The organism is Hymenobacter aerilatus (assembly GCF_022921095.1).
GTDB classification, from domain to species: Bacteria; Bacteroidota; Bacteroidia; order Cytophagales; family Hymenobacteraceae; genus Hymenobacter; species Hymenobacter aerilatus.
The window spans coordinates 3,558,610-3,571,110 of record NZ_CP095053.1; the positions used below are offsets into that span (position 1 = coordinate 3,558,610).

The window sequence follows — 12,501 nt, forward strand, 5'->3', positions numbered from 1 at the left end:
CGGTCGGCCAACTACCTTTCCTGCCGGGCAGTTGGGCGAGGTACCACAGGCGTTTTCTCCTGCATACCGGCCTGAAAACACGGCCGGCAGCGTGCCTCATAGGAATCAGTTTCTCCCAGCAGCACCTGCGCCTCCGATGCGGCAATGCGAAAAGAATAGGCTGCCACCTCACCGCAGCACACGCACACGGCGTTTACTTTGGTCACAAACTCGGCCACGGCCATCAGGGCCGGCATGGGGCCAAAGGGCTTGCCGGTGTAGTCCATGTCGAGACCAGCCACAATCACACGGGTGCCCTGGTTGGCCAGCTGGTTGCACACATCTACCAGCGAGGCATCGAAAAACTGCGCTTCGTCAATACCTACTACGTCGCAGCCGCTGGCGAGCAGCAGCATTTCCTCGGGTAGCTGCACGGGTGTGGAGCGGATACTGGTGGCGTTATGCGACACCACGTCGTGCTCGTGGTAGCGGGTATCGAGGGATGGCTTGAAGATTTCGACCCGCTGACGGGCAATTTTGGCGCGATTGAGCCGGCGGATCAGCTCCTCGGTTTTACCCGAAAACATGGAGCCCGCCACTACTTCGATCCAGCCCCGGTGCGGTGCTTCGCGGCCATTGCCAACGCGAGGTTCGATGAACACAGTGGGTAGGGAGTGACTGAGTGATTGATTGACTGAGTGCGTTTGCCCAGAGGCAAAGGGTCAAATTTACAACTTTGGCCGGCAGGGGCAACAGGGTAGGGAGGTGTGAGGGTAGGATGACATACTTCCTACCTTCCTACCTTCCTACCCTCCTACCCTCCTACCCTTCTCCATACTGCACGTGCGGAAGCTTAGTGGCTTCGGGCACGCGCCCAGCTACCTCGCCGGCGGGGAGGCGGGTTTGGCAAGTGAGGCGTTCGTGGTTGAGTAGACGGCCGGCGCGCCGGTAACGCAATTCTGCGTCCGTAGGTGGCGTTAGTAGTTCCAGCCCCTTCGTCACTTGGATACGGCAGCTGGTGCACCGCCCACGGCCCCCGCAGGCGTGCATCCAGTCGTGACCGGCAGCGTGTAGCGCGGCCAGCAACGTAGCGTCGGCCGGTACCGGCACGGCCGCGTCGAATAGATTTTGCACGGTCAGAATGGGCATCTTTCCCTAAATTGCCATTGAATAAGGCTTTCAATGAAGGATAACTATAGCTCCGCGAAACGCGAACAATACGGCTGCCGCCTGGCGGCGCACCTGTGCAACCAGCACTTCCTTGCCCAGCCCGACGCCACCCTGGACGGTCCCGCCGTGCTGCAATTTACGCCTATCCGGCAGATCAATCTGTTTGTGGTACAGCAGCTCCTGGGGCAGTGGACCCAGGAAATGGCCCGGCTGCGCAGTCCCTACTTTGATTTTGAGGCGGCCGATGTACGGCAGGCCCTTACACAGTTCATGAACGTTTTGTCGCGGCGCATTAAGTTGAGCCGGGCCACGTTCGAGCCATTGCTGGCTACGGCCGTGAGCGATACGCTGGGCATTGCCACCGATGCAGAGCAGATTTTTGAGGGTAAAATCTTGGGCACTACCCCCAGCGTAACGGTGGAGCAACTGCGCGACGCGCTGCGCTACATTGATGTAGACAAGGCGTGGTTCCAGACGTTTATCGACTCGCTGGTGACGGGTGCGCCGCTGGAGCGCAGCTTTGTGCTGGAGCGGTTTCGGCAGTACCAGCAGGCCAACCATGCCCGGCAGCGCCCTCTAGATAAGCTGGTGGAGGAGCTAAGCAACCTGCTACCCCTCACGGCCGCCGACTTGCGCGAGGACGGTCCTGTGGCGGAAGCCCCGGCCCGGCCCGTTACCCCTGTCCCTATGCCGGTTGCCCCTGTTGCCCCTACCCCCGCGCCGGCTGTCACCCCGCCGGTAGCCCCCCCAGCCCTGCCTACCCTGACAGGTGCAACCGAGGGGCCGGCCGGCCGCCTCTACGACAAACTCAAGAGCGAGCAGCCGGCACCAGCTAGCCTGAGTGCCACGCTGCGCCCCGAACGCGGCGCAGCCACGCTAGCCGAAAAACCCACCAAAGTGGAATCGTTGCGCGAGGCTATTTCCATCAACCAGCGGTTCAGCTTCATCAACGAGCTATTCAGCGGGGAAAACATGGAATACCACGCGGCTATTCAGCACCTCGATACCTTACCCGATGCCGACGCGGCCAAGCGCTACGTGACCGAGACGCTGGCCAAATCGCACGACTGGACTCGCAAAGAAGAACACGTGGGCCGCTTGCTGAAGCTCATTGACCGCAAGTTTGCCTAACAATGTGCTGTTAATGCCCCACTGTGTAGCAAGGCCTGGTTGATTTCCGCATGGACAACCGGGCCTTTTTTGTGTACACCTGCGTGAGGGTCCAACGCCCCTAACACGAGTGGCCACTATGCTTAGCACTTTATATGGCGAAGACACTGGTGCCGACGTAGGGGCGGGCTGCTTATGTTTCGCACGTGCTTGCGCCACGGGGCCTCGCCGCACGCGACACTGCCGGCTAGTACAGTGGTATTGCTCAGCCATCGGGTGCTATAACCTCTACCCTGGACCATCATTACACTCCGCTTCTACCGCTGTCACTTACCGAACCAGGTCCTGCTTGCGGTAGGCATCAATGGCCAGCAGAATAAACAGCAGGATGGTAAACGACCAGAGCGAAGAACCCCCATAGCTGAAAAACGGCAGCGGAATGCCTACTACCGGTGCCAGCCCAATGGTCATCCCGATGTTCACGGCGAAGTGAAAGAAGATGATGCTGGCCACGCAGTAGCCGTAGGTACGCCCGAACACCGATTTTTGCCGTTCGGCTACGTACACAATGCGCCATAGCAGCGTCATGAACAGCACGATGGTGACGATAGAACCAAGCCAGCCCCACTCCTCGCCTACGGTGCAGAAAATGAAGTCGGTGCTTTGGGCGGGCACAAAGTCAAACTTGGTTTGCGTGCCTTGCAAAAAGCCCTTGCCCACTACCCCACCCGAGCCAATGGCAATTTTGGCCTGCGTCACGTTCCAGCCTACCCCCAACGGGTCGGCCGAGGGATTGATCAATACCTCAATACGCTTGCGCTGGTGGTCCTGCAACATAGAATTGAAGAAGAAATCAACACCGAATACCATTCCGATTACCACCAGCCACACACCTATTGAGAGCGGCAGATGGTGGCGCAATACCCGATTGTTGAATACCAATACCAGCACCAACAACACCGTAAAAAACCCGATCAGCCAGAGCTTGGGTACCAATAGCGCCAGAATGAGAATAGCGCCACCTGCCACTAGCAACAGCAAAATCAGCGGCGACATACCTTCCCGAAAGTAGGCCAGCAGAAATGCCCCGAATACCAGAGCCTGGCCGGTTTCGTTTGCTGCAATGATGAGCAACGGGGGTAGGAGCGTAAGGAAGGCCAAGGCCAACTGGTCGCGGAAGTTCTGGTGGCGCAGGTTGATGCCCGCCATGTAGCGCGATACGGCCAGGGCCGTGATAAACTTGGCAAATTCGGCGGGTTGCAGGCGCACGGGTCCTAGCTCCAACCACGAGCGGGAGCCCGCGATAGGCCGCGCAACAAAGGGCGTGATAATCAAAAGCAGAATCATGCCCGCGTAGAGCGCGTAGGCAAAGGTGTCGTAGGCTTTGTAGTCGATGACGAGCAGGACCACAATCATGAGCACGGCCGTCCCGATCCACAAAATCTGCTTGAACCAGTTGAAGTTCATCAGCTCCCCAAAGCTCAGACCAAAGACGTGGGTAGGCGCATCGGGCGAGTAGCTGGCCGCATACACGTTCAACCACCCCACGAACACCATCAGCAGATAGATGCCTACGGTAACCCAATCAATGCTGCGGGAATAACGAGCGGGGGTTTTCAATTAGAAAGTAAGAATTAAGAATGCCTTGATGTTGTGTCATGCTGAGCAGAGTCGAAGCATCTCTACCACATGGTGATTCTAATCAGCCGGAACTACTCACCGTCGAGATACTCCGCTGCGCTCAGCATAGTATTCTACCTATACTAATGGTGGCGTTTCACGAAACGGTCGGCGGAGCCAGGTAGCCACTCTTCCCATTTCTTGCGCACTACTTTGCCGCGCAGGTAGCGCTCCACCATCAGCGAGGCGAGAGGAGCCGCCGAAGAACCACCGAAACCAGCATTTTCAATAAACACAGCAATGGCAATCTTGGGGTCTTCTACCGGGGCAAAAGCTGCAAAGGTAGCATGGTCGGCACCGTGGCGGTTTTGTACAGTACCGGTTTTGCCGGCCATAGAAATACCGAACTGCTCCAGGCTAGCTAGGTTGGCGGTGCCACCCCTACCCACCACCATCTGCATCCCCGGGATAATCTGCTCGAAATAGCGCGAATGTACGCTGGTGGTGTGGCGCTCCTGAAATTGGGGTAGTGGCCCGCTCTGCCCAATGCTGCGCACGAAATGCGGTGTGTAATAATAGCCTCGGTTGGCAATGATGGCCATGATGTTGGCCATTTGCAGGCTCGTTACCTGCACCTCGCCTTGCCCAATACTCAACGAATACACCGTTTTGTAGGTCCAGCGGTGGTGGCCGTAGCGCTTGTCGTAGTATTCGGGCGACGGGATTAAGCCTTTTTTCTCGCCCATCAAATCCACGCCCAGCTTTTCGCCTAGTCCAAAGCTTTGCACGCTGCGCTTCCACTCGGCCAGCCCCAGCCGCGAGTCCTCAAACCGATTGCGCGAGCGGCCACGCAGCACCATGGCCTGCATCACTTGGTAGAAATAGGGGTTGCAGCTTTGCTTGATGGCAATGCTCACGTTGCTGGGGTACTCGTGGTTGTGCGTGCAGCGTACCAGGCGCTGGTTGCAGGGAAAACCGGTGTTGGCCGATACGGCGCCCGACTGCATAGCCACTAGCTCGTTTACTAGCTTAAATACCGAGCCCGGCGAGTAAATAGCTGTGAGGGGCCGGTCGATGAGGGGGCGCTCGGGGTTGTTGAGCAGCTCCATGTAGCGGTTGCCCAGGCCCTTGCCTGTGAGCATGGCCGGATCGTAGGCCGGCGCCGACACGAACGCCAAAATCTCGCCGGTTTTGGGGTCGATGGCGACTACCGTACCGCGTTTGCCAGCCATCAGCATCTCGCCGTACTGCTGCAAGTCAATGTCGATGCCAGTATGCAGATCCTGACCGGCCACGGAGAGCGTGTCGAACTCACCGCCCCGGAAGGCGCCTTTCTCAATACCGCGTACGTTCACCATGCGGTATTGCACGCCCCGGCGCCCCATCAGCTCCTTCTCGTAGAACGACTCTAAGCCGCTAATGCCCAGAAAATCGGTAGGACGGTACTTGGCGTATTTTTCTCTGTCTACCCAAGTGGCAGGGATAGGCCCCACGTAGCCCAGGGCATGAGCCATGCTCTGGGTACCATAGGCGCGGGCCATGCGCGCCTCAATGCGAAAGCCCGGAAAATCAATCAGGTTGTCCTGAATGGCAGCCAACTCAGAAGTGCTTAGGTTTTGCACCAGCGGTGAGGCCTTCACGCGCGAGTATTTTTTGGCAGCCAGCAGGCCGGCGCGCAGGTCTTCTATGGGCAGTTGCAGCAGCTGGCAAAAGCGCGCCGTGTCCAGCTGTTTCACCTCGCGGGGCACCACCAGCAAGTCGTACACTGGCGTATTCTGCACCAGCAGTTTGCCGTTGCGGTCGTAAACCAGGCCTCGGTAGGGAATCTTCACGATGCGCTGCAACGTGTTGCGGTCAGCGGCCAGCTTGTAGCTGCCATCCAGCACCTGAATGTAAAAGAGCCGACCCGCGAACAGCATTGCCACGGCCAGAAAAATGGCCTGCACCACGTATTTGCGTCCTTCTAGATATTGCAAAGCAAAGAAAATCTGAATATTAGACTACACCAATGCATAGTGTAGCGGCACCGCAAAGATACAAACCATTAGGCGGTAAGAATCAGTTAAACTGTGCAACTGCACAGATGAGTTACCCGCCTACCCCAAACAAACGGAGCAAACCAAGCCAGTCAGCAGATAGTTTCTCGCTTCGACGCCACGGACGGCAGATGGAGCATATTCACTCCTCCTATCCTAGCGCGAGCGACGACGGGTGGGGAAGAATACCAGTTGCACAATCAGCATCACCAGCGTAGTGTAGAGGGTGCTGACCAGGATTTTGGCCATGGTGAAGCCCAGCGACAGAAAGCTGCCCAGCTCCAGCAGAAAGAAGGCCACGTGGTGTAAGGCTATCAGCAGTATTAGATAGACCATCATCCACTGCCAGCCCATCTGGTGAATATTCACCGAGTCGGCAGCGTCGTAGCCGTCGCGGGGGGTAAGCAGGCGCAATACCCACGGCCGTAGATAGGCCGTAAAAACAGCTGAGGCGGTGTATAGTCCACCTGTATCCTGAAACACATCCACTGTGAAGCCCAGCACAAACCCCAACAGTAGCTGTACCACAATGGGCGTTTCGATGGGTAGGAACAGTAAAAAGCCTAGGTAGAAGAAGTTCCAGCCCAGGTCGAACAGCACGAAGTTGCTGTTGTTGAGCAACAGCACATACAGCCCCACGAAGAGCGTGAAGCGCACCAGCTGCCACCCAATGGTTCCAACTATGCTCATGGCCGCTTCCCTCCTCCTACTACAGTGCCCGTGTGCGTTTCCAGCGTGTCGCGCTCGGCCTGGGGCCGGCTGCGCACCACGTACACATAGGTCAGGTTAGAGAAATTGACCGACAGCCGTACCCGCACCGTCCAGAAGTTCTTGTCGGGCTCCTTCGTAAACGTGTCGATAGTACCTACCATCACCCCTTCCGGAAAAGTAGCGTTGTAGCCGGAGGTAATTACCGTGTCGCCGCGCACCAGCTTGTTTTGGCGCGGAATGTAGTCAAGCAAAGCGTGGGTAGGGTCGTCGCCCTGCCATTTGATACTGCCAAACGTACCATCACGCTGAATCTTAGCCGAAATGGCCGTTTTAGAGTGCAGCAATGACGTGATGCGGGCATAGTGCTCGCTCACCGACTGCACCCTACCCACTACCCCAGCTGCCGCCAGCACGCCCATGCCCGGCCGCACTTGGTCGGCCGTTCCCACATTCAGTGTCAAGTAGTTATCCACGTCGCGCAGGCTATTATTCACTACCCTTGCGGGAATCAGGGGGTAGCTAGGGTCGTTGTTGGTGAGGGCCTGGTTGCCTAGCACCAGCGAATCGGGGCGGCCTGTGCGCAGCAGACGCACTTGCGAGAGGCTGTCGCGGCGGATGGGTAGGCTGTCGGCCACGCGCCTACCCAGGTCCGACAGGTAGAGGCGCTGGCGCAGGGCCGCGTTTTCGGCCGCCAGGCTCTGGTTCACCTCGGCCAGCTCAAAGTATTCCGATACGCGGGTGCGCCACTCCAGCAGCTGCCCGGCATAAGCATTGGCTGAGTTGAAAAACGCCGCCCGCTGGTAGGCGCTGTTTCGAATCAGCAAGTAGATACTCAATACCTCCAGCAGCGCAAACACGAGGATACCCCGGTAGCGAAACAAAAAGGCAAAGAGGTTTCTCATTGTTGAATTAGGAATTAAGAATTAAGAATTAGGAATTGTAGCCTGATGCAAAGCTCTACCATCATTCCTAATTCATAATTTCTAATTCTTAATTAAGTAAGCAGTACGCTCTTAAAAGCCTGAATATTCTTGATGGCGGCGCCGGTACCGCGCACCACGGCGCGTAACGGGTCTTCGGCAATGTGAATGGGCAACTTAGTCTTGGCAGCCAGACGCTTATCGAGGCCGCGCAACAGGGCGCCACCGCCGGTGAGGTGAATGCCGTTTTCGTAGATATCGGCCGACAGCTCGGGCGGAGAGATTTCCAGCGCCTTCAATACAGCTTCCTCAATCTTGGCTACCGACTTATCGAGGGCAATGGCAATTTCCGAGGAAGTCACTTTGATGACCTTCGGAATACCTGTCATCAGGTCGCGGCCGCGCACTTCAAAGTCGGCGGGCGTGTTTTCCAGCTCGGTTAGGGCGGCGCCTACCTCAATCTTGATGCGCTCGGCCGAGCGCTCACCAATCAGCAGGTTGTGCTGGCGGCGCATATAGTCCAGAATGTCCTGGTTGAACACGTCGCCGGCTGTTTTGATCGACTGGTCGCATACAATGCCCGACAGCGCAATGACGGCCACTTCAGTGGTGCCGCCTCCAATATCGATGATCATGGAGCCAATGGGCTGTTCTACATCAATCCCGATACCAATAGCGGCAGCCATGGGTTCCTGAATCATCCAAACCTCCTTGGCGCCGGCGTGCTCGGCCGAGTCGCGCACGGCGCGCTTCTCTACCTCCGTGATGCCCGAGGGGATGCAAATCACCATGCGGTGCGAGGGTTGAAATAGACGCGTGCGGGTGTCAATCATCTTGATCAACCCCTTGATCATTTCCTCGGCGGCGTGGAAATCGGCAATTACACCGTCTTTCAACGGTCTGATAGTCTTTATGTTATCATGGGTCTTCTCGTGCATTTGCTGCGCCTGCCGACCCACGGCAATTACTTTATTGGTAGTCCGATCTTTGGCAATGATACTAGGCTCATCCACCACCACTTTATCATTATGAATGATGAGTGTGTTGGCCGTGCCCAGGTCCATGGCGATGTCGCTGGTCAGAAAATTGAAGAAACCCATTGCGTGACGGCAAGTAGATGAAACCGGGCGGCTTGCACCGGAAAAAGTGGGGCAAAAGTACAGAAGTTTCTGCGAAGCCCTACTATACGTGGTGCATTGCCTTACTGCATGCCCACTCGATTAATTCATTTTTATACTCGAATTCTTCTACGCACGCAGCCCCTACCCCCGCGGGGGTAGGGGCTGTGCCTACCTGGTTCAGCAAGCTGAACCGCGAGCTATGGTGCCTAGTGTTTGAAGTGACGCACGCCGGTCATGACCATGGCCATACCCAGCTGGTTGCAGGCCGCAATGCTATCTTGGTCTTTGATAGAGCCGCCGGGTTGCACCACCGCCCGAATGCCGGCTGAGCCGGCAATTTCCACGCAATCGGGGAAGGGGAAGAACGCATCGGAGGCCATCACGGCGCCTTGCAGGTCGAAGCCGAACGCGTGCGCTTTTTCGATGGCTTGCTTGAGAGCGTCTACGCGGGAGGTTTGTCCTACCCCGGAGGCCAGCAGTTGCCCAGCACGGGCCAGCACAATGGTGTTGCTCTTGGTGTGCTTGCACACTTTCAGGGCAAATTCCAAGGCTTCAGTTTCCTCAGGGGTAGGCGCCGAGTCGGTAACGGTTTTGAAGTCGTCGGCAGTTTCGATGGCGCGGTCGAAGTCCTGCTCAATCACACCATTCAGCAAGGTTTTCACCTGCTTCTGCGGGAAATCAACAGGCTTCTGGCGCAGCAGAATGCGGTTTTTCTTGCTTTGCAGCACCGTAAGGGCTGCCGCATCGAACTCGGGCGCAATCAGCACCTCGAAGAACAGCTTGTTCAGCTCCTGGGCCGTGGCTTCATCCACGGGTTTATTCACGATAATCACGCCACCAAACGCCGAAATCGGGTCGCAGGCCAAGGCGTTGAGGTAGGCCGTGTGCAGGGTATCGGCCTGGGCCACGCCGCAAGCGTTGGTGTGTTTGAGAATAGCGCAGGCAGGTTTCCCCAGCTGAAATTCCTGCATCAACAGTACGGCCGCGTCTACGTCTACCAGGTTGTTGTAGCTGAGCTGCTTGCCGTGCAGTTGATCAAATAGCGCATCCAAGTCGCCGCGGAACGTGCCAGCCTGATGCGGGTTTTCGCCGTAGCGCAGGGGCGTAGCGGGTTGGTTACTAGTTGCTGGTTGCTGGTTGCTGGTTCCGTTTTGCGCGAAGTAGTTGAAAATGGCCGTATCGTAGTGCGAGGTAGCCGCAAATGCGGCGGCGGCGTACTGGCGACGGTCTTCAAGGTCGGTACCGCCGTTTTTCTCCGTCAGCAGTTGCGTCACGGCTTCGTACTGGTCGCGGCTGCTTACTACCAGCACGTCGCGGAAGTTTTTGGCGGCGGCGCGCAACAGCGAAATGCCGCCAATGTCAATTTTCTCGATAATATCCTGTTCGGGTGCTCCCGAGGCCACCGTTTCCTCAAAGGGGTAGAGGTCAACTACTACCAAGTCGATGGGCGGAATCTGATGCTGCTCAGCTTCCTGCAAGTCGCTGGTCTCGTGGCGGCGGTGCAGGATGCCACCGAACACCTTAGGGTGCAGGGTTTTCACGCGGCCACCAAACACCGCCGGGAAGCCCGTCAGGCTCTCCACAGCCGTTACGTCGGCGCCCTGCTCCTCGATGAACTGCTGGGTGCCCCCCGTAGAGTAGATGGTCACGCCGTGCTGCTTGAGCAAGGCCACCAGTGGCTCCAGGCGGTCTTTGTAATAGACAGAAACGAGAGCGGAACGAATCGGCTGCGACATGGTAAGGTTGGTTGCGGACTGTATGAATGACGCCACGAAGGTAGCCACGGCAAGCGGGCACCCCGGCCCTGCGTGTGTTACGGAATTGTTAAGCAAATGATAACACCTTCGTAATCAACAGCAAATTTGCTTCATCAATGTATTTCAGCGCCTTCATTGCTTTCCACACAACACCCCGGATTCAAATACAGTACATGTTCTCTACCACGCTATTCCTGTTGCATGTCTGCTTCCCTACCCTCTCCTACTATCCAAGCAACCACGCCGGCCGAAGACGCCGCTGCCCAACTAGCCCCACGCCTAGCTGCTCAGGCATCTGCCTCCGATCAGGAAGGCAGCTTTCCAGAACAGGAATTTGACTGGCTACACGCGGCGAGTTTACTCACGGCTCCCCTACCGATCCACCTGGGTGGTCAGGATCTGGCAGCGGCTTCACAAACGCCTTCTTTGCTGCGCACACTACGACACATTGGCCGCGGCAATCTAGCGGTAGGGCGCGTCTACGAAGGTCACACCAACGCCTTGCAGCTAGCCCAACGCTTTGGCCGCACGGAGCAAGTAGCACGTTGGGCCGAGGACGCAGCAGCCGGGCATTTGTTTGGGGTTTGGAACACGCAAGCGCACGACGGCGTGCAACTGGAACCGCTTCCCGATGGCCGCTACCGCTTGCGGGGTAGCAAGACTTTCGGATCGGGCGCCGGCCACGTCACGCGCCCGTTGCTCACCGGCGCCCTACCCGATGGCGGTTGGCAAATGCTGATCTTGCCGGCCGATGTGCAAGTGCCGCAGCTAGATAAATCGTTTTGGCAGCCGCTGGGCATGCGGGCATCGGCTAGTTTTCGGGTCGATTTTACAGGGCTAGAGGTAGGCGCCGACGACCTGCTGGGCCAGCCCGGTGACTACTACCGACAGCCGTGGTTTAGTGGGGGCGCCATCCGGTTTGCGGCCGTGCAGCTAGGCGGGGCCGAGGCGGTATTCGACGAAACCCGTCTCTTTCTGCAAAAGACCGGGCGTACCGAAGACCCCTATCAGCGCCAGCGCCTGGGCGAGCTGGCTATCCTCATTGAAAGCGGTCAGCACTGGCTGCGCGCTGCTGCCGAACACGCCATGCGCCCCCAGGCCACCGAAGACGCCGACACCACCGTGGCCTACGCCAACATGGTACGCACAGCCATCGAAGAAATTTGCTTGCGCACACTTCAGTTGGCCGAGCGGTGCGTGGGTGCCCGCGGCCTGCTGCGCCCCGAGCCCTTCGAGCGCCTGCACCGCGACCTGACGCATTATCTGCGCCAGCCTGCTCCCGATGCGGCCCTGGCCGATGCGGGCCGCTTCGCACTGGCTTCTACCTCGCCAGCTTATACACTATGGCATGACTGAGTTTTCGTTTGACTTGTTGCCGGTACGACCGGCTGACTTTGCCCCTACCCTAGGCCCAACAGTAGTGGTAGCCCCCCACCCCGATGATGAGTCGTTGGGGTGCGGCGGGCTGCTGGCGCTCCTGCGGCGGGCAGATGTGCCAGTGCATGCCGTGCTAGTGAGTGATGGCACGATGTCGCACCCTCATTCAGTGAAGTTTCCGCCCGCGGCCCGGCAGGCACTGCGCGAAATGGAGCTGCGCGAGGCGCTTACGCTACTGGGGGTCGATACAGACGACCTATTGCTTCTGGGCCTACCCGATAGCGCCGTGCCCGGACCCGAGCAGCAGGGTTTTGCGGAGGCAGTGGCTACCCTACGCGCCTACCTCCAACGTGTGCAGCCAGCTACGGTACTGGTACCCTGGCGCCGCGACCCTCACCCCGACCACCGGGCTACCAGTCAGTTGGTGGCAGCGGCCATAGAGGGCCTACCCATTCAAAGGGTAGAGTATGTGGTGTGGGCGTGGGAGCGTGCTGCCCTAGAAGATCTGCCGCAGCCGGGCGAAGCCATAGGCTGGCGCCTGGATATTGACTCTGTGCTACCTCAAAAACAGGTAGCCATTGCGGCCCACCGTTCCCAACTTGCCCCTGGTATCATCGACGATGACCCTACTGGCTTTTTGCTATCGGAGCAGATGCTGGCCCATTTTGCGCAGCCTTTTGAAGTGTATCTTGAATCATGA

At 57.9% G+C, this 12,501-nt stretch carries 11 protein-coding genes; 3 read left to right on the forward strand and 8 right to left on the reverse strand.

Annotated features, from left to right (window positions below):
- Window positions 1–11: 11 nt before the first annotated feature.
- Together MUN82_RS14940 and MUN82_RS14945 are read right to left on the reverse strand one after the other, a co-directional pair.
- Window positions 12–641, reverse strand: coding sequence for a thymidine kinase (locus tag MUN82_RS14940; protein ID WP_245091703.1), 630 nt, complete (start codon window positions 639–641; stop codon window positions 12–14).
- Window positions 642–801: 160 nt separating this feature from the next.
- On the reverse strand, window positions 802–1,128 hold the full coding sequence (locus MUN82_RS14945; protein WP_245091705.1) for a 2Fe-2S iron-sulfur cluster-binding protein: 327 nt from the start codon (window positions 1,126–1,128) through the stop codon (window positions 802–804).
- 33 nt (window positions 1,129–1,161) lie between these two features.
- On the opposite strand from MUN82_RS14945, the gene MUN82_RS14950 reads away from it, so the two are divergent.
- Window positions 1,162–2,280: a DUF8457 domain-containing protein gene (locus MUN82_RS14950; RefSeq protein ID WP_245091707.1), complete on the forward strand. Its 1,119-nt coding sequence runs from the start codon at window positions 1,162–1,164 to the stop codon at window positions 2,278–2,280.
- 309 nt (window positions 2,281–2,589) lie between these two features.
- Here MUN82_RS14950 and rodA read toward each other — a convergent pair whose 3' ends face one another.
- The 6 genes from rodA to purH all read right to left on the reverse strand — a co-directional run bounded on the left by rodA (window position 2,590) and on the right by purH (window position 10,403).
- Window positions 2,590–3,879, reverse strand: coding sequence for a rod shape-determining protein RodA (gene rodA / locus MUN82_RS14955; protein WP_245091709.1), 1,290 nt, complete (start codon window positions 3,877–3,879; stop codon window positions 2,590–2,592).
- A gap of 143 nt (window positions 3,880–4,022) precedes the next feature.
- A complete protein-coding gene (gene mrdA, locus MUN82_RS14960) occupies window positions 4,023–5,855 on the reverse strand; it encodes a penicillin-binding protein 2 (RefSeq protein ID WP_245091711.1) in 1,833 nt (610 codons plus the stop codon).
- Between the two features lie 216 nt (window positions 5,856–6,071).
- Window positions 6,072–6,605 (reverse strand): hypothetical protein, encoded by a 534-nt coding sequence (locus tag MUN82_RS14965; protein WP_245091712.1) that lies wholly within the window; start codon window positions 6,603–6,605, stop codon window positions 6,072–6,074.
- Window positions 6,602–7,528: a rod shape-determining protein MreC gene (mreC, locus tag MUN82_RS14970; RefSeq protein WP_245091713.1), complete on the reverse strand. Its 927-nt coding sequence runs from the start codon at window positions 7,526–7,528 to the stop codon at window positions 6,602–6,604. Before mreC ends, MUN82_RS14965 begins: the two co-directional genes overlap by 4 nt.
- A 92-nt stretch (window positions 7,529–7,620) precedes the next feature.
- The gene (locus tag MUN82_RS14975) at window positions 7,621–8,646 is read right to left on the reverse strand and encodes a rod shape-determining protein (protein ID WP_185282419.1); all 1,026 of its coding nucleotides are present in this window, start codon (window positions 8,644–8,646) and stop codon (window positions 7,621–7,623) included.
- 227 nt (window positions 8,647–8,873) lie between these two features.
- The gene (gene purH, locus MUN82_RS14980) at window positions 8,874–10,403 is read right to left on the reverse strand and encodes a bifunctional phosphoribosylaminoimidazolecarboxamide formyltransferase/IMP cyclohydrolase (protein WP_245091714.1); all 1,530 of its coding nucleotides are present in this window, start codon (window positions 10,401–10,403) and stop codon (window positions 8,874–8,876) included.
- Window positions 10,404–10,625: 222 nt separating this feature from the next.
- On the opposite strand from purH, the gene MUN82_RS14985 reads away from it, so the two are divergent.
- Both MUN82_RS14985 and MUN82_RS14990 read left to right on the forward strand, forming a co-directional pair.
- The gene (locus MUN82_RS14985) at window positions 10,626–11,780 is read left to right on the forward strand and encodes an acyl-CoA dehydrogenase family protein (RefSeq protein ID WP_245091715.1); all 1,155 of its coding nucleotides are present in this window, start codon (window positions 10,626–10,628) and stop codon (window positions 11,778–11,780) included.
- Window positions 11,773–12,501: a PIG-L deacetylase family protein gene (locus MUN82_RS14990; protein ID WP_245091716.1), complete on the forward strand. Its 729-nt coding sequence runs from the start codon at window positions 11,773–11,775 to the stop codon at window positions 12,499–12,501. Before MUN82_RS14985 ends, MUN82_RS14990 begins: the two co-directional genes overlap by 8 nt.